General features: G+C 62.9%; 24 protein-coding genes and 1 pseudogene. 9 read left to right on the forward strand and 16 right to left on the reverse strand.

Features of this window, described 5'->3' with window-relative positions; all coding sequences use genetic code 11:
- Nucleotides 1-25: 25 nt before the first annotated feature.
- A pseudogene (locus tag NKI10_RS24350) lies at nucleotides 26-1,024 on the forward strand (nicotinate-nucleotide--dimethylbenzimidazole phosphoribosyltransferase).
- Nucleotides 1,025-1,033: 9 nt separating this feature from the next.
- On the opposite strand, the gene NKI10_RS24355 reads toward NKI10_RS24350, so the two are convergent.
- A complete protein-coding gene (locus tag NKI10_RS24355; RefSeq protein ID WP_023825547.1) occupies nucleotides 1,034-2,557 on the reverse strand; it encodes a sensor histidine kinase in 1,524 nt (507 codons plus the stop codon).
- Between the two features lie 75 nt (nucleotides 2,558-2,632).
- Between NKI10_RS24355 and NKI10_RS24360 the strand changes: the two genes are divergently transcribed.
- From NKI10_RS24360 to NKI10_RS24375, 4 genes are all read left to right on the forward strand, one after another.
- Nucleotides 2,633-3,256, forward strand: coding sequence for a thermonuclease family protein (locus NKI10_RS24360; protein WP_023750711.1), 624 nt, complete (start codon nucleotides 2,633-2,635; stop codon nucleotides 3,254-3,256).
- A gap of 39 nt (nucleotides 3,257-3,295) precedes the next feature.
- Nucleotides 3,296-3,907, forward strand: a complete 612-nt coding sequence (locus NKI10_RS24365) for a glutathione S-transferase (RefSeq protein ID WP_352862156.1) — start codon at nucleotides 3,296-3,298, stop codon at nucleotides 3,905-3,907.
- Entirely contained in the window at nucleotides 3,907-4,524 is a 618-nt protein-coding gene (locus NKI10_RS24370; RefSeq protein ID WP_352862193.1) for a uracil-DNA glycosylase family protein, read from the forward strand. The genes NKI10_RS24365 and NKI10_RS24370 overlap by 1 nt, the downstream gene beginning before the upstream one ends.
- Nucleotides 4,525-4,667: 143 nt before the next feature.
- Nucleotides 4,668-5,159, forward strand: coding sequence for an Lrp/AsnC family transcriptional regulator (locus NKI10_RS24375; protein WP_023669013.1), 492 nt, complete (start codon nucleotides 4,668-4,670; stop codon nucleotides 5,157-5,159).
- 48 nt (nucleotides 5,160-5,207) lie between these two features.
- On the opposite strand, the gene NKI10_RS24380 is transcribed toward NKI10_RS24375, so the two are convergent.
- The 12 genes from NKI10_RS24380 to moaA all read right to left on the reverse strand — a co-directional run bounded on the left by NKI10_RS24380 (nucleotide 5,208) and on the right by moaA (nucleotide 14,576).
- On the reverse strand, nucleotides 5,208-5,777 hold the full coding sequence (locus NKI10_RS24380) for a DUF3299 domain-containing protein (RefSeq protein ID WP_352626180.1): 570 nt from the start codon (nucleotides 5,775-5,777) through the stop codon (nucleotides 5,208-5,210).
- Nucleotides 5,778-5,879: 102 nt separating this feature from the next.
- Nucleotides 5,880-6,584 (reverse strand): DNA alkylation repair protein, encoded by a 705-nt coding sequence (locus NKI10_RS24385; protein WP_352862157.1) that lies wholly within the window; start codon nucleotides 6,582-6,584, stop codon nucleotides 5,880-5,882.
- A gap of 9 nt (nucleotides 6,585-6,593) precedes the next feature.
- Nucleotides 6,594-7,463, reverse strand: a complete 870-nt coding sequence (locus tag NKI10_RS24390; RefSeq protein ID WP_352862158.1) for an NAD(P)-dependent oxidoreductase — start codon at nucleotides 7,461-7,463, stop codon at nucleotides 6,594-6,596.
- Nucleotides 7,464-7,567: 104 nt separating this feature from the next.
- A complete protein-coding gene (locus NKI10_RS24395; RefSeq protein ID WP_023688511.1) occupies nucleotides 7,568-8,398 on the reverse strand; it encodes an ABC transporter permease in 831 nt (276 codons plus the stop codon).
- Nucleotides 8,395-9,111: an ABC transporter permease gene (locus NKI10_RS24400; RefSeq protein WP_023669007.1), complete on the reverse strand. Its 717-nt coding sequence runs from the start codon at nucleotides 9,109-9,111 to the stop codon at nucleotides 8,395-8,397. The genes NKI10_RS24395 and NKI10_RS24400 overlap by 4 nt, the downstream gene beginning before the upstream one ends.
- Nucleotides 9,112-9,185: 74 nt before the next feature.
- Complete coding sequence (locus tag NKI10_RS24405; protein WP_023688509.1) at nucleotides 9,186-9,971, reverse strand: ABC transporter substrate-binding protein; 786 nt, start codon at nucleotides 9,969-9,971, stop codon at nucleotides 9,186-9,188.
- 317 nt (nucleotides 9,972-10,288) lie between these two features.
- On the reverse strand, nucleotides 10,289-10,792 hold the full coding sequence (gene mobB, locus NKI10_RS24410; RefSeq protein WP_023714210.1) for a molybdopterin-guanine dinucleotide biosynthesis protein B: 504 nt from the start codon (nucleotides 10,790-10,792) through the stop codon (nucleotides 10,289-10,291).
- Entirely contained in the window at nucleotides 10,789-11,421 is a 633-nt protein-coding gene (gene mobA, locus NKI10_RS24415) for a molybdenum cofactor guanylyltransferase MobA (protein WP_352862159.1), read from the reverse strand. The genes mobB and mobA overlap by 4 nt, the downstream gene beginning before the upstream one ends.
- Before the next feature lie 7 nt (nucleotides 11,422-11,428).
- Complete coding sequence (locus tag NKI10_RS24420) at nucleotides 11,429-12,349, reverse strand: DMT family transporter (protein ID WP_352543587.1); 921 nt, start codon at nucleotides 12,347-12,349, stop codon at nucleotides 11,429-11,431.
- A 228-nt stretch (nucleotides 12,350-12,577) separates the two neighbouring features.
- Nucleotides 12,578-12,934: a hypothetical protein gene (locus NKI10_RS24425; protein WP_023669002.1), complete on the reverse strand. Its 357-nt coding sequence runs from the start codon at nucleotides 12,932-12,934 to the stop codon at nucleotides 12,578-12,580.
- A 121-nt stretch (nucleotides 12,935-13,055) separates the two neighbouring features.
- On the reverse strand, nucleotides 13,056-13,526 hold the full coding sequence (locus NKI10_RS24430; protein ID WP_023726592.1) for a hypothetical protein: 471 nt from the start codon (nucleotides 13,524-13,526) through the stop codon (nucleotides 13,056-13,058).
- A gap of 54 nt (nucleotides 13,527-13,580) precedes the next feature.
- Complete coding sequence (gene moaA / locus NKI10_RS24435) at nucleotides 13,581-14,576, reverse strand: GTP 3',8-cyclase MoaA (protein ID WP_031193366.1); 996 nt, start codon at nucleotides 14,574-14,576, stop codon at nucleotides 13,581-13,583.
- Nucleotides 14,577-14,776: 200 nt separating this feature from the next.
- Here moaA and NKI10_RS24440 point away from each other — a divergent pair, with 200 nt between their 5' ends.
- Nucleotides 14,777-15,130, forward strand: a complete 354-nt coding sequence (locus NKI10_RS24440; protein ID WP_023668999.1) for a gamma-butyrobetaine hydroxylase family protein — start codon at nucleotides 14,777-14,779, stop codon at nucleotides 15,128-15,130.
- A gap of 64 nt (nucleotides 15,131-15,194) precedes the next feature.
- Complete coding sequence (locus NKI10_RS24445) at nucleotides 15,195-15,806, forward strand: pyridoxamine 5'-phosphate oxidase family protein (RefSeq protein WP_023726591.1); 612 nt, start codon at nucleotides 15,195-15,197, stop codon at nucleotides 15,804-15,806.
- A 26-nt stretch (nucleotides 15,807-15,832) separates the two neighbouring features.
- Here NKI10_RS24445 and NKI10_RS24450 read toward each other — a convergent pair whose 3' ends face one another.
- Complete coding sequence (locus tag NKI10_RS24450) at nucleotides 15,833-16,285, reverse strand: MarR family winged helix-turn-helix transcriptional regulator (protein WP_023668997.1); 453 nt, start codon at nucleotides 16,283-16,285, stop codon at nucleotides 15,833-15,835.
- A 48-nt stretch (nucleotides 16,286-16,333) separates the two neighbouring features.
- Between NKI10_RS24450 and NKI10_RS24455 the strand changes: the two genes are divergently transcribed.
- Nucleotides 16,334-17,242 (forward strand): alpha/beta hydrolase, encoded by a 909-nt coding sequence (locus NKI10_RS24455; RefSeq protein ID WP_352597224.1) that lies wholly within the window; start codon nucleotides 16,334-16,336, stop codon nucleotides 17,240-17,242.
- Between the two features lie 45 nt (nucleotides 17,243-17,287).
- Here the strand turns inward: NKI10_RS24455 and NKI10_RS24460 are convergent, their stop codons facing one another.
- Together NKI10_RS24460 and NKI10_RS24465 are read right to left on the reverse strand one after the other, a co-directional pair.
- On the reverse strand, nucleotides 17,288-17,686 hold the full coding sequence (locus NKI10_RS24460) for a rhodanese-like domain-containing protein (protein WP_023690747.1): 399 nt from the start codon (nucleotides 17,684-17,686) through the stop codon (nucleotides 17,288-17,290).
- A 62-nt stretch (nucleotides 17,687-17,748) separates the two neighbouring features.
- The gene (locus NKI10_RS24465) at nucleotides 17,749-18,357 is read right to left on the reverse strand and encodes a TetR/AcrR family transcriptional regulator (RefSeq protein ID WP_023690748.1); all 609 of its coding nucleotides are present in this window, start codon (nucleotides 18,355-18,357) and stop codon (nucleotides 17,749-17,751) included.
- Nucleotides 18,358-18,457: 100 nt separating this feature from the next.
- Here NKI10_RS24465 and NKI10_RS24470 point away from each other — a divergent pair, with 100 nt between their 5' ends.
- Nucleotides 18,458-19,204: a 3-oxoacyl-ACP reductase family protein gene (locus tag NKI10_RS24470; RefSeq protein ID WP_023726589.1), complete on the forward strand. Its 747-nt coding sequence runs from the start codon at nucleotides 18,458-18,460 to the stop codon at nucleotides 19,202-19,204.
- Nucleotides 19,205-19,371: the final 167 nt, after the last annotated feature.

The following is a 19,371-nucleotide window of genomic DNA, read 5'->3' on the forward strand; positions in this document are numbered from 1 at the left end:
CCCACTGGTGATGTTCTGGACCCACATCACCCGCGCGCTCCCCTTCGACTATTTTCCCAATCGGCGGGCCCGCCTGCCGCCGGCCGATACAGTCGTGTAAAACAGGGTGCGCACCCTGTTTTCCAAGGCCGACAAGCCGAAAGCCTCGCTTGGCCGTATCGAGGACATCGCCGCCTGGCTTGCTGCCTGGAGCGGGCGCGCCCCGCCGGCGGTGAACCGGCCCCTGGTGGCGATCTTCGCCGGCAACCATGGCGTGGCCCGCCACGGCATCTCGCCGCGCCCTGTCGCTGCGACCGCCAACGCCGTTGAGCTGTGCGCTGCCGGCGGTGCGGCAATCAACCAGATCTGCGTCGCCAACAATCTTGGCCTCAAGGTGTTCGATCTGGCGCTGCACATTGCGACCGCCGACATCACCGAGGACGCCGCCCTCGACGAACGCGGCTGCGCCGCCACCATGGCCTTCGGGATGGAAGCCATCGCCGGTGGCGCCGATCTGATTTGCCTCGGCGATCTCGGCGTCGGCAACTCCACCGTTGCGGCGGCCTTGTGCGCTGCCCTGTTCGGTGGCAGCGGCGCCGACTGGGTCGGCCCCGCCTCGGGCGCCGACGCGGCCATGCAGGCGCGCAAGGCTGATGTAGTCGATGCAGCCGTCGCTTTGCATGGTGCGGCTCTGAAGGACCCCCTGCAAGCACTGCGCCGGGTCGGTGGCCGCGAGTTTGCGGCCATTGCCGGCGCCATCCTCGCCGCCCGGATGCAAAAAATCCCGGTGCTGCTCGACGGCTTCGCCGCGACCGCTGCCGCTGCCGTGCTGCATGCCGCCAACCCGGGTGCGCTCGACCATTGCCTGCTGGCCAGCCAGTCGCCCGAACCCGGCCAAAGGCTTGCCGCCGAGCGGCTCGGCCTCAGGCCGCTGTTCGATCTCGGCATCAGCCACGGCGAAGGGGCAGGGGCCGCCCTTGCCGCCGGTCTGGTCAAGGCGGCGGCGCTTACCAGTTCGGGCATGGCGGCGGCGGTCAAAGCCTAGAACAAGCTGTCAACGTCGGCGGGCCGCCGCCACGGTCTTGGTTGGCAGCGCCGGCAGTTCCTCCATCACTCGGGCGAGCGGGAAGATGGCGATTGCCTCGGTGCCTTCGCGCAATTTCGACTGAAGTTCGAATTCGCCGCCATGCATGGCGAGCAGGCCCTGCACAATCGGCAGTCCGAGCCCGGTGCCTTGTTCGGCGCTCTTGATGGCGATCGAGCCCTGGCCGAAGGCGGACAGCACGATCGGGATTTCGTCTTCCGGTATGCCCGGCCCATTGTCCTTGACCGAAATGTACTGGCCGCCGCCCGCCGTCCAGCCGACGCGCACGCGAACTTCGCCGCCGGTGGCGGTGAATTTGATGGCGTTGGACAGGAGGTTGAGCGTGATCTGCCGCACCGCGCGCTCGTCGGCGAACAGCCGCGGCAGGGCACTTTCGAAATCCTGGACGATGCGGATGTCCTTGTTGCGCGCCTTCAATTCCATCATGTGGCAGCAATCTTCGGCGATGTTGAGCAGCATCACCGGCTCTTCGTTGAGCTGATAGCGGCCGGCCTCGATGCGCGACAGATCAAGGATTTCGTTGATCAGGTCGAGCAGATGCTGGCCGGAATCGTGCACGTCGCGGGCGTAGTCGCGATAGGTGGGGTTGCTCATCGGCCCGAGCACCTCATTGGCCATCACCTCGGAAAACCCGAGAATGGCGTTGAGGGGCGTCCTCAGCTCATGGCTCATAGAAGCAAGGAAGCGCGACTTCGCCAGATTGGCGTCTTCGGCCCGCCGACGAGCTTCGTCCGACATTGATTTCGCTGTCTCCACCTCGGCGAGCAGCGCGTCCTTTTCGGAGCGGAAGGACAGAAGTATCAGCGACGAGCGGTTGAGATGGCGCGCGATATAGGCAAAGAACGGCAATGCCGCGACCAGCAGGGCGACCATGATCGTCCCGACCGGCACCCAAAATTTCGTTTCAGCATAGGCATAGACCGCCACCGGAACGACGAAGGTGGCAAGCAGAGAGCCGCGCAAGGACGACGCCATGATAGCGGTCGCCGCCATGGCCAGCAGCAGCACCACCGCCTTGGCGGCCTGGAACTGGTCGATCTGGCAGGTGGCGCAGCCGAGCCATGCGAACCACGCCCAGCCGAGGCCGCACAGCGAATGTCCGATCAGGAAATCCCTGCGGGTGCGAACAGGATTGAGCTCGGCGGCTTCGGTGCGCTCGACGCGGCGCGCCATGAAGGCGACGATCGAATAGCAGATCAGGGTGAACAGCGCCCAGACGCTGATCTGTTTGTCCACACCGGCCAGCAGCCCGGCCGCCGCGACCGCCAACACCAGCAGTGGGATGACGGCTGCGCCGCGCACCATGGTCCCGGCATGCAGCTTCAGCAGTTCACGGTCGAAGTCGAGATTGCCGACCTGCTGCGAAAGACGGTCCCGCGTCTTGCGCACCGCGCGCGCCACATCGCTGTTGCGGTGCGGTTTCCGGCGGTCCACAATGAATTTATCCGCTGTGTTCGAGCGTAGCAGAGGCATGGAAACTTCGATTTATGCGCGCAGCGATCTCAATTCGTTAAGCTACGTTCGAATGATTAAGAGACTGTTTGCCATATGAGCCGTTCGTGGTCGCCAAGGCCGCGCCGGCGATACTATCCGCCGCCGCCGCGAAGCCTGTGGCGCAAGCTGCTGGATTACGCGCTGACGGTCATTCTGCTCGGCCTGCTGATCCTGCTCGCCGCACGCCTCGACCGTTTCGAGACGCGCAAGGCGCAAGGGGTGGCGATCGTCAACGATGGCGATTCACTCACTCTTGGCACCGAACGTATCCGCATGCGCGGCATCGACGCTCCGGAATACCAGCAGATCTGCCGTAGGGATGGCGCAGACTACGCCTGCGGCAGGCTGGCGCGCCAGGCGCTGGTGCGGCTGATATCAGGAAATCCGGTGACCTGCAGCGGCTGGCAGCGCGACCGCTACGGCCGCCTGCTCGGCGATTGCAAGGCCGGTGGAAAGGATCTCAACCGGGCCCAGGTTGAGGCCGGCTGGGCAATTGCCTATGGCGATTTCGACACCGAGCAGGCCATTGCCCGCGCCGGCAAGGTTGGCATCTGGGCCGGCACTTTCGATCAGCCGCAAGACTGGCGCGAAAGCCACCACGGCGGCCCGCTCGAAAGAAAGCACGGCACCCTGGCTTCGGTCGGTGACGCCTTGCGAGAGATGTTTCGCTTCTGGTGACGAGCACTATAGTTGAAGGACCAGATCGGGAGGATAAGCATGAAACTGTTCGACGGCGGCCGCGCCCCCAACCCGCGGCGAGTACGGGTTTTCCTCGCCGAAAAGGGCATCGCAGTGCCGCTGGTGCCGGTCGATATGAGTGCGATGGGGCACAAACAGGAGCCGGTCAGGTCGCGCAACCCGCTGCAGCGGCTGCCGGTGCTGGAGCTCGACGACGGCACCATCCTCACCGAATCCGTCGCCATCTGCCGCTATTTCGAGGAACTGCATCCCGAACCGGCGCTGTTCGGGCAAGGCGCGCTCGGCAAGGCCAAGGTCGAGATGTGGCAAAGGCGCATGGAGTTCAATCTGCTTAGCTGCGTCGCCCAGGCTTTTCGCCACATCCATCCGGCGATGAAGGAATGGGAAATTCCGCAGATCCCCGAATGGGGCGAGGCCAACAAGGCGAAAGCGGTTGAATTCCTGAACCTGCTCGAGCCCGAACTGGCAAACCGCGAATTCGCCGCCGCTGACGCCTATTCGATCGCCGATATCACCGGCATGATCGCCATGGATTTCATGAAACCGGCGCGCATCAAAGTGCCGGACGAGTGCACCAACGTGCTGCGCTGGTACAGCGCCGTCTCCAGTCGCCCGAGCGCTTCCGCCTGATGGAGGCGGAACTCGAACGCCTGACGGCAAAGGTCCGCGCCTGCCGCATCTGCGTCGACACTCCAGTCGGCAGGCCACTGCCGCACGAGCCGCGCCCGGTGCTGCTGCCATCATCCAGCGCCTGCATCCTGCTCGCCGGCCAGGCGCCAGGCACAAAGGTGCATTTGTCGGGCATGCCGTTCACCGACGCGTCCGGCGACCGCTTGCGAAGCTGGCTGGGCGTAACCAGCGAGGAATTCTACGACACGGAAAGATTCGCCATCGTGCCGATGGGGTTCTGCTTCCCCGGCCAGGACGCAAAGGGCGGCGACCTGCCGCCGCGCCGAGAATGCGCGCTGGCCTGGCGCGCGCCGCTGATGGCGCTGATGCCGCAGATCGACCTCGTCTTGACAATCGGCTCCTACGCGCAATCCTGGCATATGGGCGCCACGCGCCGGCCGTCGCTGACCGAAACCGTGAAGGACTGGCGCACCATCTGGGATGCGCTGGCCAGCCCGAAAGTGCTGCCGCTGCCACACCCGTCATGGCGCAACTCAGGATGGCTGAAGCAGAATCCATGGTTTGAAATGGATTTGCTGCCGTTTCTGAGATCGGAAATCCGCTATCGCATAGATTAGACTTTAAGCAAGATATCACTCGCTTTTGTGCCATCCGGCAGAATTTCTTTCTTGTTAAAGGTCGAAATAAGAGGGAGTATAGCCAATCTATTCCCAAAGCGCGTCGCGCCCGAGGGAACGCGGCCTGCATCAGGAGCACCTCAATGGATCGCCTCGACAGAAAAATTCTCCGCCTCCTGCAGGAGGACGCGACGCTCGCGGTTGCGGATGTCGCCAAGAAAGTCGGCCTGTCGACGACGCCGTGCTGGCGCCGCATCCAGAAGCTGGAGGAAGAGGGCGTCATCAAGCGGCGCGTCGCCATCCTCGACCACGAAAAGGTCAATGTGCGCGTCACCGTCTTCGTGTCGATCCGCACCAATTCGCACAGCCATGAATGGCTGCGGCGTTTCTCGGAAGTCATCCAGGAATTTCCCGAAGTGGTCGAATTCTACCGCATGAGCGGCGACGTCGACTATCTCCTGCGCGTCGTGGTGCCCGACATCGCCGCCTATGACGCCTTCTACAAGCGGCTGATCGCCAAGATCGAGATCCGCGACGTATCGTCGTCCTTCGCCATGGAGCAGATCAAGTACACGACCGAAATGCCGCTCGACTACATGCTGCTGGACAAGGAATCCGGCGCCAACGCTGCCTGAGCGCGGTTGTCCGTGACTGGGCGGTGACGCTGCACAAGCAGGCGGCGCTTAGTTTTTCTTTTTGTTGAGGAAACTCCAGGGCGAGTTGACCGGCAGCGTGATCGTGTCCGGCACCGTGTCGACTGCCACCACATCGGCTTTGCGTACGGTGTAGCCGGACTGGATGATGCTGACGCCGTCGAGAATGAACAACTGGCTCTTCTCCAAGCCGGGCCGCAAGGCGCCGGTCACGGCAACCGACTCATAGGCCTGCGACATCTTGTAGGGACGGGACGGCGTCACCAGCACGATCTGGTTGGGCGGCGGCGTCGGCATGTGGCTGCAAGCGCCTGTCCACGGCACCAGCAGGAACTGGTAGACGAGATCGCCATCACGGTCGACCGGCAATGCATAGCCGGCTAATTGTACGGTCTTGTCCTGCAGGTTGAGCGACAATGTCTCGCCACGATCGGGCAGTTTTGCCGCAATCATCGGCAGGCCGGCATCTTCGGCCACCGCCTGCGTCGCAGGACGCAGATCTTTCCAGAAGATGCGCGCGGTTTGCGCTGAGGCGTCGAAGGTACCGGCTGTCAACAACGCGGCTGCAAGCGCGAGGGTCGATTGGAGATGTTTGGTCATAGGCCGAGTAAAGACGTCCTGGCCAGTTGCGTCAACGCTTGAGCCGCATCATATGTCGGCGAGAGCCGGCGGCCAGGTTGCGTCGGCAAACGGGTTGCCAGGTCAGCCTTTTCTGGCGGCGATCCGCTCGATGATCTTGGCATTGGTGAGTTCCCGTACGGCGTCCTTGCCAATCCAGCGAGCCGTCTTGTCGGTCGACTGGGCCAGCCGTTCGGCCACGGCAAGGGCAGCACCGTGCATCTCCAACGATCGCTTGCCGATCGAACGAAGCGCCCAGTTTGCCGCCTTCTTCACGAAATTGCGGCTGTCGGCGGCATGCGCTTCGATGATCGGCAGGAAGCCGAGGAAAGTCGCCACCGGCTCCTGCTTCCGGTGCACGACGGACCACGCCATCATGGCAAAGGCCGTGCGTCGAACGAACTCGCGCTCGTCCGCCGCGAACTCTTCAATCAGCTCCTTCCAGGCGTCCGTGTCGACGAAGAGATCGGAGACGCCGTCGACGATATCCCAGGAATCGAAGGACGCGGCCCATTGTCGTGCATCCGCGGCTGAGAAGCGCTTCGGGTCGGCCGTGACGGAAGCGATGAACTGCGCCTCCATGATGCCGGTCTGCCAAAGCTCGAAAGCACGCTCGTGGTTGCGCTTGATCTTTTTGGCGATCTGCCGCTGCATGCCATGCGAGATGCCGAGCGCGCGCTCGATCTTGATGCCGTAGCGCAGCATACCGCGGCGATTGTTCTCCGTGCCGATCGAGCGCAAATGGGCGACGATCTCATCGGCGCTCGATTGGGGCGAAAGCTCGGCCATTGCGAACGCCTATTTTTCCAGGCGCGCCAGCAGGGACGAGGTGTCCCAGCGCTTGCCGCCCATCGCCTGCACATCCTTGTAGAACTGGTCGACAAGGGCGGTCACCGGCAGTCTCGCGCCATTGCGGTCGGCTTCATCGAGGCAGATGCCGAGATCCTTGCGCATCCAGTCGACGGCAAAGCCGAAATCATATTTACCGGCATTCATCGTCTTGTGGCGGTTCTCCATCTGCCAGGACCCGGCAGCGCCCTTGGAGATGACTTCGATGACCTTCTCGATATCGAGCCCGGCCCTCTTGCCGAAGTGGATGCCTTCGGCCAGTCCCTGCACCAGCCCGGCAATGGTGATCTGATTGATCATCTTGGTGAGCTGGCCGGCGCCCGACGGACCCATCAGCCCGACCATCCGGGCAAAGGCGTCGATGACCGGCCTGGCCTTGTCGAAGGCAGCCTGCTCGCCGCCGACCATCACCGTCAGCACGCCGTTCTCGGCGCCCGCCTGCCCGCCGGAAACCGGCGCGTCGAGGAAGGAAAAGCCGGCCTTTTCAGCGGCGTCGGCCAGTTCGCGCGCGACTTCGGCCGAGGCGGTGGTGTTGTCGATGAAAACGGAGCCTTTTTTTATCGCGGCGAAGGCGCCATCGGCCCCGGTCGTCACCGAGCGCAGATCGTCGTCATTGCCGACGCAGGAGAAGACGAAATCCTGGCCCTCTGCGGCCTCTGCCGGCGTCAAAGCAAGCTTGCCGCCATGCTGGGCAACCCATTGCTCGGCTTTCGCTGCGGTGCGGTTGTAGACGGTGACCTCATGGCCACCTTTGTTCCTGAGGTGCCCGGCCATGGGATAGCCCATCACGCCAAGACCGAGAAATGCCACAGATGCCATGGGTTTGCCCTTCAGATGAAAGCGAAATTGTCAGCGCAAGCTCTAGGCACTGCACACAATTCGTCAAGACGCGCATGAGCCGATCGACTGGTACAGCCGACCGCTCAGCGGATCAGATGAATGGTGATCCGTCGCTCGATCCATTCGACGCCGTGGCGCAGGATCTCGACCATCACCAGATAGACGATGGCGACCCAGACATAGGCCTGGAAGTCGAAGGACTTGGCGTAGGCGAGCTTCGCGTTGCCCATCAAATCATAGACGGTGATGATGGCAACGATGGCAGAGGCCTTGATCATCAAGACGAGCTCGTTGCCGTAGGGTCGGAGCGCCACGATAAACGCTTGCGGCAGGATGACCTTGCGCAGCGTCTGCAGCTTGTGCAGGCCGAGCGAAGCAGCGCCCTCCCATTGGCCCCTCGGAACACTCTCGATGGCGCCGCGCAGGATTTCGGCCTGGTAGGCGGCGGTGTTGAGCGCGAAGGCGAACACACCGCAATTGAAGGCGTCGCGGAAGAACCACCACAGCCCGACGGATTCGAGCTGCACCCGGAATGAGCCCAGGCCGTAATAGACGAGATAGACCTGGACCAGCAGCGGCGTGCCGCGGAAGAAGTAGACGTAGCAATAGGCCAGGACGGACAGATAGCGGTTCTTCGACATGCGGGCATAGGTGACGGGCAGCGAAAAAAGCGCGCCGAGCACCATCGAGATGGCCACCAGCGCAAGCGTGGTTCCCAAGCCCTGCAGATAGGCCGGCGCGTATCTGGCGAAGAACTCGCCATTCCAAGCGTAAACCAGATAGACGGCGATGCCGATGCCGAACAGGATCCAGAAGCCGACCAGCGCGTAGCCGACGATACGGGCCCGCGGCCAGCCTCGCGCCCGTGGTGGTGGCTTCTCGATGTCGACGGCGGCGCGCGTCACGACGCTCATCGTGCCTCCCTCCTCCCGAGCGAACGCAGGATGAAGCCGGTGGCGATCGACGACAGGATGGCAAGGATAAGGAACACCATCGCCGCGACGCTGTAGAACAGGAAGGAATGTTTGGTGACACGGGCCGCCACGCCGGCGTTGCGCAAGGTTTCAGCCAGGTTGACGACCGACACCAGGGCCGTGTCCTTGAGCAGGCTCAGCCAGCAATTCTCAAGGCCGGGGAAGGCGATGCGCAGCAGCTGCGGCAGGATCACCTTGCGCATCGTCTGCCATTTCGACAGCCCGATCGCATAGCCGCCCTCATACTGGCCCTTCGGAATGGCGCGAAAGGCCGACAGGAAGACTTCGCTGGAATACGACGAAAAGATCAGCGACAGCACGATCATGCCGGCGAGGAAGCTGTCGACATCGACCGTCGCTTCCGGCCTGAACAGACGGATGACATACTGCAAGAGGATCGGCATGCCGAAGAAGAACAGGAAAAGCGTCACCAGTTCCGGCAGTCCGCGAAACACCGTGGTGTAGATGTTGGCAGCCACGCGAAGCGACGGCTCTTCGGATTGTTTCGCCCAGGCGACGAAAAAGCCGATCGTCAGGCCGATCGGCAGTGTCGCCAGCGCGAGCGCAATGGTGACCAGTGCGCCATAGGCAATATCGTCAATCCAGCCATCGGGTCCCCAAGTGAGAAGTATCCATATGTTCTGGCTTGGCATTGACGGGTCTTGTCTCCACTTCTGTCAGGCCAAGGCGGCAGGAGGAAACTTCCCCTGCCGCCTTGTTCAGACGATCAGGACTCGGCGCCGAAGACGTCGAACTTGAAGTACTTGTCGTTGATTTCCTTGTACTTTCCGTTGGCGCGGATTGCGTCGATGGCGCTGTTCAACTTGTTGACCAGATCCGTCTCGCCCTTGCGCACGGCGATGCCGGCGCCCGGTCCAAAGATATCGACCGGCTGCGGCGAAGGCTGGCCGAGAATCTTGCAGCAGGCGCCATCAGGCGAATCCAGGAACTGTTGCAACACGACGATATCGTCCTCGATCGCGTCGAGACGGCCATTGGCGAGATCGGCCTGCTCTTCGGGGCTGCTCGGATAGCCCTTGACCGTGCTGTCCGTATAGGTTTTCGAGGCATAATTGAAATGCGTCGTGGTGGTTGCGACGCCGATGGTCTTGCCGGCCAGGTCTTCCTTGGTCACGCCCTTGAGGGTCGAATCCTTGGGTACCGCGATCGCCGACGGCGTGTTGTAGTATTTGTGGGTGAAGTCGACCTTCTCGGCGCGCTCCGGCGTGATCGACATCGAGGCGACGATGGCGTCGAACTTGCCGGCCTGCAGGGCCGGAATGATGCCGTCCCAATCCTGGGCGACGAAGGTGCACTTGACCTTCATCTCGTCGCAGAGCGCCTTGGCGATGTCGATGTCGAAGCCCACGAGCTGGCCGTCGGAGGTCAGGTTGTTGAATGGGGGGTAGGCGCCTTCGGTGCCGATTCTCAGGGTCGTTTCCTGAGCCTGGGCGACGCCGAGCGTCAGCAGCGCAGCCGATGCGGCGAGCGCGATACGCAGTGCAATACGCATGATAGTCCTCTCTTTATGGCTCCCGGCCGTCGTTCCGGAACGGCTCTGTGGGGCGGTGCTTTTGACCGCCCGCTGGCGCGATACTCCCACTGTTTTCGGGAGAAAAGCAACTGCAAAACCGTTGCTTGCGGGATTTGCGGGTCCAGCCAATGCCGACGCCGGGTTAATGCATGTCGCCCAAAAGTGCGCAGCGGTTTTGGGACGACGACATGCATAAATAAAACAACCTGAAGCGTCGCATGAGGCCGTTCAGGCGCGACGCGCTTAGACAATGCAACGGCTGAAGAGGGCGGCTGACCCGGGCGAGGGCAGGGGCCTCAAGGTTTGAGGCCGGTCATGCGCTCGATGAAGTCGGCTATCCCTCCCGAGTCGTCGAGATCGAACACAGGCAGGCTTTCGCCGGTAACCGCGAAGTCGGCGGCAATCGCCACGATATGTCCGTCGTTGGCCGACAGCGGCGAGCGGTCCTTGGCCTCCCGCCGCCGGGTCTCGATCTTTTTGTGCGCCTCGCGCTTGTAGCCTTCGACCAGCACGATGTCGCACGGGGCCAACCGCGACAGGACCGTCTCCAGCGTCGGCTCGTCCTCACCGCGCAATTCATGCATCAGCGCCCAGCGTTTGCCCGACACCACCGCGACTTCGGTGGCGCCCGCCTGGCGGTGGCGAAAGCTGTCGGCGCCAGGCTTGTCGATGTCGAACTCATGATGGGCGTGTTTGACCGTCGACACCGTCCAGCCGCGCCGGACGAGCTCTGTGACCAGCTTCTCGGTCAGTGTGGTCTTGCCGGAATTCTTCCAGCCGGTGATGCCGAAGATGTTCATGGGCCGATGCTCTGCAACAGACGCTCGGCCACCGCAAGGTCGTGCGGTGTGTTGATGTTGAAGAACGGGTCGATCTCGTCACTGCCGTGGGCCAGCAACGGAAATTCCACTTCGACACAGTCGTGCCGCTCGATGAAGGCGGAGACGCGCCTGTTGTCCTCGTCGATCAGGAAATGACGCAAGGCCTCACGCAGCCCGAGCGGCCACAGCGCGAAGGTCGGATGCTGCCGGCCGCCGGAACCGGCAACCGCAATCGAGCCTGGTCGCTCGTCAACAGCCGCAGCCAGCCTCACGACCAGGTCCACCGGCAGGAACGGGGTGTCGCCGGCGGCCGTCGCCAATGCCTTGAAAGCGGTATTCGCTGCCGCCCATTCGAGGCCGGTGAGGATTCCGGCAAGCGGTCCGGCATAGCCTTCGACCATATCGGCGAGAACCGGAAGACCGGCCGCGGCGAAGCGCGCCGGGTCACCATTGGCGCTAAGCGCCAGCGATCCGACCTGCGGCGCCAGGCGGGCAACGACATGGTCGAGAAGCGGACGCCCGCCAAGCGCCAGCAAAGTCTTGTCGCCGCCGCCCATGCGCCGTGACAGGCCTCCGGCCAGGATAATTCCTGCAATGTCTTGGCTCATGGCCAAACTATATGCCGTCCGGCGCCATGTCGGGTCCAGCGCTTTCGGCTGCGGGTTTTTGCCGGCCGGCGACCCGCTCGCGATAGAGCGCGTAGAGGCCGGAGCCGATGATGATGGCGGAGCCGAAGATCATCGGCAGGTCGGGAACATCGCCGAAGATGATGAGGCCAAGCAGCATCGACCAAAAGAGGGCGGTGTAGCGGAATGGCGCAATGAAGGAGATGTCGCCGGCCCGCATTGCCATGATGATGAACTGGTAGCCGATCAGCACCAGCACCGCCGCCAATGCCAACAGTGCCGTGCCTTTGCCGGACATCGGCGTCCAGCCACCCATCGGCGACAGCAGCACGGCGCCAACGATGGTCATGGCGATTGCCGTTGCCGTCGACACCAGCAAGGTCGGGATAGCCCTCGGGATGCGCTTGGTGGCGAGGTCACGTACTGCGCAACAGGCGACGCTGACGAGTGCGTACAGCGAATAGACGCTGAAGCCTTCGAAGCCTGGCCGCACGATGATCAGCACGCCGCCGAAGCCAACGGCGATCGCCAGCCAGCGCCGCCAGCCGACCGCTTCGCTGAATACGAGTGCCGCCCCCATCGTCACCGCCAGCGGCAGCGCCTGCAGCACCGCGGAGACATTGGCGATCGGCAGATGCGCCAATGCGACAAGGAAGGCGACGGTGGCGCCGGCCTCGGCGACCACGCGAAGCGCCACCAGCGGCTGCAGCATCGAGCCCGGCCGTGCGAGCGCACCTTGCTGCCAGGCGAGCAGGCCGACCAGCAGCGACGCAAAGGCGCCCCGCACCAGCATGACTTGCGCCATGTTCATCGATTCCGACGAGAACTTGGTAATGGCGTCGTTGAGGGTGAAGCCGATCATGGCCACCATCATGCACAGCGCGCCGCGAATGTTTGGGGAAAGAGGCAAGGGCGTTACCGGTTTTGCAAGAGCAATTCCAGGAAAAGTGTGAAACGGTTTTCCGTCCGGAATTGCGTGAAAACAAAGAATAAAGCGGTTCGACGTTTCGGCGAAACGGTGAACCGCTCAAGCCTGTAGCAGCCGGCGGCAAGACAGCAACGTCAAAGAAATAGGCCAAGGATTTTCACCCGTGGCCAATAGAAATCCCTGAGAGGGCTGGCTGGATGACCAGCAGGCTCATTTCGGCGTCAGCACCTCGGTGCCGCTGCCGTTCTTGCCGGCGATGGTCCACAGGCCGTGCAGCGAGCCGTCATCCTCTACCTTGTAGACGACAAGACCGATTTCCTTGCCCATGACATAGCCGGCGGAAAAGGCATCGTCGTTGCGCATGCAGATGCCGTCCGACGATGATCCGCCGGTCTCCCAATGGATGGTACAGGTGGTCTCGCTGGTCAGCGTGATGGTGGCTTCGCCGCCATATTTCGAGCCGTCGAAATTGGTGCCCGCGACGGTGTAGCTGCCACCGATGGACTGTGCTGCTGCCGGCGCGGCGGCAAACCCAAGCATTGCAAGAGAAAGTAAGAATGTGCGCATGTCGTATTCCCCCAAACCGAGCGACGAGCCGCTATGTCCAGGAATCTAGGCTCGAACGCGCTTGCGGTAAATCCGCCAGCTATATGCGCATGAGACTTTTTCTGGTGTGTGTCCGAAAAGCTCACGGTCCTTTGAGGCTGCCGGCAATGGCGCCGACCAGCGGATCGTATTTCGCTTTAACGGCCGGCGGATAGTCGATCCGCACGGTGCGGATGACGCCGTCCTTGCCGAACAGGCGCCGTTCGTAAAAAATCTTGCCATCCTTCAGTCCCGACAGCACCGCCCAGTTCTTGCCGGTCTTGCTGTAGCTGATCTGGTAGCCCGCTTCCTTGATTGCCTTCTCCTCGGCGACGAAGCTCTTTGGGGTGTCGTCACTGACGTTGAAAATACCGGAGCAGATCAGGCTGGCGCCGTCGGCGCTGAGCCACTGCTGTCCGTCGCCATTGTACGGCTCGGGCTGGCGATCGGTGAAGATGTCGTCGGGAAAGGTGCAGACCGTGCCGAAGCGCGCATTGGTGTAGGTGAACGGCGCTGCATTGGCGCTGCCTGCCGCGATCAGTGCAACTGCCAATCCAATGGAAAGACGCTTCATTCGATGTCTCCAGCCGACAATGGGAGACATTCCTTGCACCAATCGCGGAGAAAATCAGCCGCCGGTGACGCTCATATGTCTCGACACCGACGGGCGGCTGGTGCGGCGGTCGATGATGAAATCATGGCCTTTCGGCTTGCGGCCGATCGCTTCGTCGATGGCAGCAGCGACCAGTTCGTTGCCTTCGGACGCACGCAGCGGGGCGCGCAGGTCGGCGGCATCCTCCTGGCCCAGGCACATATAGAGCGTGCCGGTGCAGGTCAGCCGCACGCGGTTGCAGCTTTCGCAGAAATTATGCGTCATCGGCGTGATGAAGCCCAGCCTGCCGCCGGTCTCTGCGACATGGACGTAGCGGGCCGGACCGCCGGTCTTGTAGGGGATGTCGCTCAGCGTGAACTGGCGCTCGAGCGAAGCGCGCAGCAGCGACAGCGGCAGATACTGGTCGGTCCGGTCGGCGTCGATCTCGCCCATCGGCATGGTTTCGATGACGGTCAAGTCCATGCCGCGGCCATGCGCCCAGCGCATCATCTCCGGCAGCTCGACGTCGTTGAAGTCCTTCAGCGCAACGGCGTTGAGCTTCACCTTCAGCCCCGCCGCCTGCGCGGCATCGATGCCTTGCATGACCTTGCCGAGATGGCCCCAGCGGGTGATGGCGTGGAACTTGTCGGCATCGAGCGTGTCGAGCGAGACATTGATGCGCTCGACACCGCAATCGGCAAGCTCGGCGGCAAAGCGCGACAGCTGCGAGCCATTGGTGGTCAGCGTCAACTCTTCCAGCGCGCCGCTCTTCAAGTGCCGCGACAACTGGCGCACCAGATGCATGATGTTCTTGCGCACCAGCGGCTCGCCGCCGGTGAGGCGCAGTTTGCGCACGCCCTTTTCGATGAAGACGGTGCAGAGCCGGTCGAGTTCCTCGAGCGACAGCAGGTCCTTCTTGGGCAGGAACGCCATGTCCTCGGCCATGCAATAGGTGCAGCGGAAATCGCAGCGGTCGGTGACCGACACGCGCAAGTAGCTGATCGTGCGACCGAAGGGATCGATCATGTCCATGCGTTCAAGCGTTTCCAATGCTGCGAGTGGTGCCGTTATATACGGCTATGTGATACGATCCAACCCGCCATTCAAGATAGCCGGTCTCGATCTTTGGTGACATTCCCTGGCCGACATCCGATGTCGGCCGGGTCCAAATGGCCTTTTCCGCTCGCGCGAAGCAGCGTAGGGAAGGGCGGATTGATGCGGGATGCAGAACAATGACGGCGCCGAAGGAACTCAGGGTCTCGAAGGACAGAAAACTGCTGTCCGTCACCTTTCCCGATCATCGGCCGTTCGAACTGCCGGCCGAACTGCTGCGCGTCGCTTCACCCTCGGCCGAGGTGCAGGGCCATTCGCCGGACCAGCGGGTGACGGTTCCCGGCAAGCGTAACGTTGCTATCCTGAAGATCGAGCCGGTCGGCAACTACGCCGTGCGCATCACCTTCGACGATTTCCACGACACCGGCATCTTCACCTGGAATTACCTGCACACGCTTGGCCACGAAAAGGACGCGCGCTGGAATGCCTATCTCGCCGAGCTCCAGGAGAAGGGACTGAGCCGCGACCGCTAGTCGGCACTGTCCGCAAAACGTCATTGACTGGGGGTAACGCCGGCAAAGGTTCGGAGACGGGAAAATGTCTGACATCACCACGGTCGAACAGCTCGAAGCCCTCTACGGCCTGCCCGGCGAAGCGTCGACGATCAAGGAACTCGACCACGTCATTCCCGAATATGCCGCCTTCATCGAAGCCTCGCCTTTTGTCGCTCTGGCGACGAGCGGGCCGGAAGGGCTGGACTGTTCGCCGCGCGGCGATCTCGCCGGCTTTGTGCGCATGCATGACCCGAGAACGCTGATGATGCCGGACCGACGCGGCAACAACCGCGCCGATTCGCTTAAGAACATCATCCGCGATCCTCGCGTCGGGCTGCTGTTTCTTGTGCCGGGTTCGGGCACGACGCTGCGCGTCAACGGCCGCGCCCGCATCGCCACCGACGCCGCGCTTTGCGCCTCCTTCGCCGTCGAAGGCAAGCCGGCGCGCTCGGTCACCGTGGTCGATGTCGATTCGGTCTATTTCCAGTGCGCCCGCGCCATCGTTCGCTCGGAGCTGTGGAACCCGGCAAAGCACGTCGACCCGAAATCGCTGCCGACACCCGGAACAATCCTGGAAGTCACCAGCCGCAAGAATATCGATGCCGGTACTTACGACAAGGAATGGCCGGAGCGGGCGAAGAAGACGATGTGGTGAGGTGGGAGGCGCGTGGATCGAACGGCTCAGGTATCCTTCAGCACGTCATAGATCTTGCGCATCTGTTCGCCGATCATATCGCACTGTTCCGCTGTCGACTGGCTCATCGCCTTTTCGATCAGCGCCATATGCACCTTCAGCGCCTTCATCAAAAGCTCCGTGCCGGCCTCGGTAAGCGTCAGCCGCAGCACGCGTTTGTCCTTCTCATCGCCTTCGCGGCGCAGCAGGCCGCGCGCCTCGAGCTGCGGCAACAGCATGGTGATGTTGGAGCGGCCGACCAGCAGTTTGCGGGCGAGATCGTGCTGCGACATGCCGGGATGGCGATAGAGGTTCATCAGCACGTCGAGCTGCGCCGGCTTGAGATCCAGCGGCGCCAGCTTTACCGCCAGCGCACGCTCCAGCACATGGCAGGCGCGCGCCACCGCGACCCAGTTGCGAAAGCGCGGGTTGTCCCAGGGCAGCTCTTGTTTAATGTTCATGTTTGAACTATTATGTTCATGCTTGAACGGAATGGATGGATCGCCACTATGGCATCATTTGGACTGAAGGTCATCCGGGGCGTGTTCGGCGCGGCCGAGCTTGTGGCGCCGCGTCTTAGCGGGCGCGCGGCCTTCGAACTGTTCTGCCGCACGCCGAGCGTGAAGGCGCTCAGCGACGGCGAGCGGCGTGCGGTCGACCGCGCCGCCGGCTTCATGGCCGAGGCGCGCCATCATCGGCTGACGACCAAGGCCGGCTGCGTCATGGTGCACGAATTCCGGCCCGAGCCGGGCAGGGCGTCCGCCGGCACGGTGCTGGTCGTCCATGGCTGGCGTTCGCGCACGGAATATATGCGCGCTCTGATCGAAGGTTTTCGCGATGTGGGCTACCGGGTCGCCTCGCTCGACCTGCCGGGCCATGGCCAGTCGCTGGGCCGGCATCTCAACATGGTCAATGCGGTCGAGGCGGTCAGGGTCGCCAGCGAATGGTTCGGTCCGTTCAAGGCGATCGTCGGCCATTCCTTCGGTGGCGCCGTCGCCGCCAATGCCATTGCCGGTTCGATCAGGGGTATCCACCCAGTGGCGGCCGAGCGGCTGGTGCTGGTGGCCGCGCCAAGTTCCCTGCCGGCGATCTTCGCCGACTTCAGCCGCATGCTCAACGTCGGCCCGCGTTCGCAGGTTTCCATGGCCGATCAGGTGAAAAGGTTGTCGGGCCGGCCGCTGCACGAATTCACCGGCGACCGCCAATTGGCCGAAGCGCCGGTGCCGACGCTGGTCATCCATGCGCCGGACGATCGCGAAGTTCCGGCCGACCATGCCAGGCGCTACGCCGGCGCCGGCAGCCATGTGCGGCTGCACTGGGCCGATGGGCTCGGCCACCGTCGCATTCTCGCTGACAAAGGTGTCATCGAACGCGCCGTCACCTTTGTCAAAAACGAGCGCGAGCCGATACTGCATTGATTCCAATGGGTGTATTGTCGACTCCGACAACGCCGGAGCGGTGAGCTAACCGTTCTTCTTGCCGCCCGGCTCGACGGGCAATCCGGCCGACTTCCAGGCGGTATAGCCGCCAAGGATGTGCTTGACCGGCGACAGCCCCATATCCTGCGCCGTCTTGGTGGCCAGCGCCGAGCGCCAGCCGCCGGCGCAAAAGAAGACGAAGCTCTTGCCCGAGGCAAAGAACGGCTTGTGGTAGGGGCTTTCGGGATCGATCCAGAATTCCAGCATGCCGCGAGTGACATGTTTGGCGCCGGGGATCTGGCCGTCCCGCTCGATCTCGCGTGGATCGCGCAGGTCGACGAAGATGGTGTCCTCGTCGTCGAGCAGCCCGGCCGCTTCCTCGGGCGAGACCACCTCGATCTCGGCATTGGCCTCGTCGAGCAACTCGCGATACCCTTTTTTCACGGATGATCCCTCCCGGCGCATTTCGCCGCCGACTGGATTTCCAGCACAAGCTCCGCGCTTTGTCACGCTGTTCCGACCAGCCCCTGCCACGCCGCCATCGCTCCGGCCACTGTGGCCATCAGCGCTTCGCACGAGGCGCCGTCGCGGGCCTGGATCGACATGCCGTGCTGGACCGTCGCATAGAAGGTCGCCGCCGCGTTGCTGTCGAAGCCCGCCGGCAATTCGCCTTCCGCCACACCGCGTTCCAGCCGTCTCAGCAAGAGGGTGTGGTTTTCGGCGCGGCGGCGGCGCAAATCATCGCAGATCGCGCCGCTGCTTGAATCCTGGTGCAGTGCGCCCAGCGCGATGAGACAGCCCTGCGGGCGGTCGTCCTGAGAGTACGCTATTGCCGTCTGGCGCAGGAAATTCTCGATCGCCTGGCATGCCGTCGGCGCTTCGTCCAGCGCGCTCCAGATCTCGGTGCCTTCGTTGCGGGTGTAATACTCGGTCGCTTCCAGAAACAGCGCCTCCTTGCTGCCGAAGGCGGCATAGAGGCTGGGCGAGCTGATCCCCATCGCCGCGGTCAGGTCGGCGATCGAGGTGCCCTCATAGCCTTTGGCCCAGAACAGCTCCATCGCCTGCCGCAAGGCGGCGGTTCGATCGAAGGTGCGGGGACGGCCTCTTTCCGGCATGACGATCTTTTCTGTGTTGATCGACACATAATTCACTTGACGTCGCCAGGCAAGGTTGCCAGATATTTATGTATCGATCGTTACATAACGGAGAAATGACATGTCAGCGAACGGATTGAACGGCAAGGCAGCACTGGTCACCGGCGGCAGCCGCGGCATAGGTGCTGCGATAGCAAAACGGCTTGCGGCCGATGGCGCCGACGTCGCCATCACCTACGTCAACAGCTCGGCGCCGGCCCAAGCTGTCGTCGCCGAGATTATAGCGGCAGGTGGTCGCGCGATCGCCATCCAAGCCGACAATCGCGACGCTGCCGCCATCGAAAATTCGGTCACCGAGGCGGTGAATGCCTTCGGCCGGCTCGACATCCTGGTCAACAGCGCCGGCATCTGGCGCGCGGCGCCCATCGAACAGATGTCGCTGGCCGACTTTGACGAGACCATTGAGGTCAATCTGAGAGCGCCGTTCGTGGCCTCGAAGGCGGCAGCGGCTCACATGGGCGAGGGCGGCCGCATCATTTCGATCGGCAGCAATCTGGCCGAGCGCGTCACCGACACCAGCCTCAGCGCCTATTCGACCAGCAAGGCTGCGCTGGTCGGCCTGACCAAGGCGCTGGCGCGAGACCTCGGTCCGCGCGGCATCACCGCCAACGTCGTTCATCCCGGTTCGACCGACACCGACATGAACCCGGCCGAAGGCCCGCATGCCGAACACCAGCGGCGGAAGATGGCGACGCCCCGCTTCGGCAAGGCTGACGAGATCGCCGGCATGGTTGCCTGGCTCGCCGGTCCGGAAGGGCGCTTCGTCACCGGCGCCGCGCTCACCATCGACGGTGGCGCCAACGCCTGAAGCAGCAGCCGCTTTGACCGGTCTGGAGCGGCAACGCCGCTCCAGACGTCACGATGTTGTGAAACCGTTCTGCAACAGGCCTGCGGAAATTTATGGAAGCTTAACGAAATCGGTATGAATCGGTATAGTAGCGCCTTACATCCGCCATGCGGTTGGCAAGATCGTCT

It is taken from the genome of Mesorhizobium sp. M0802 (assembly GCF_040320115.1).
In the GTDB taxonomy this organism is placed as follows: domain Bacteria; phylum Pseudomonadota; class Alphaproteobacteria; order Rhizobiales; family Rhizobiaceae; genus Mesorhizobium.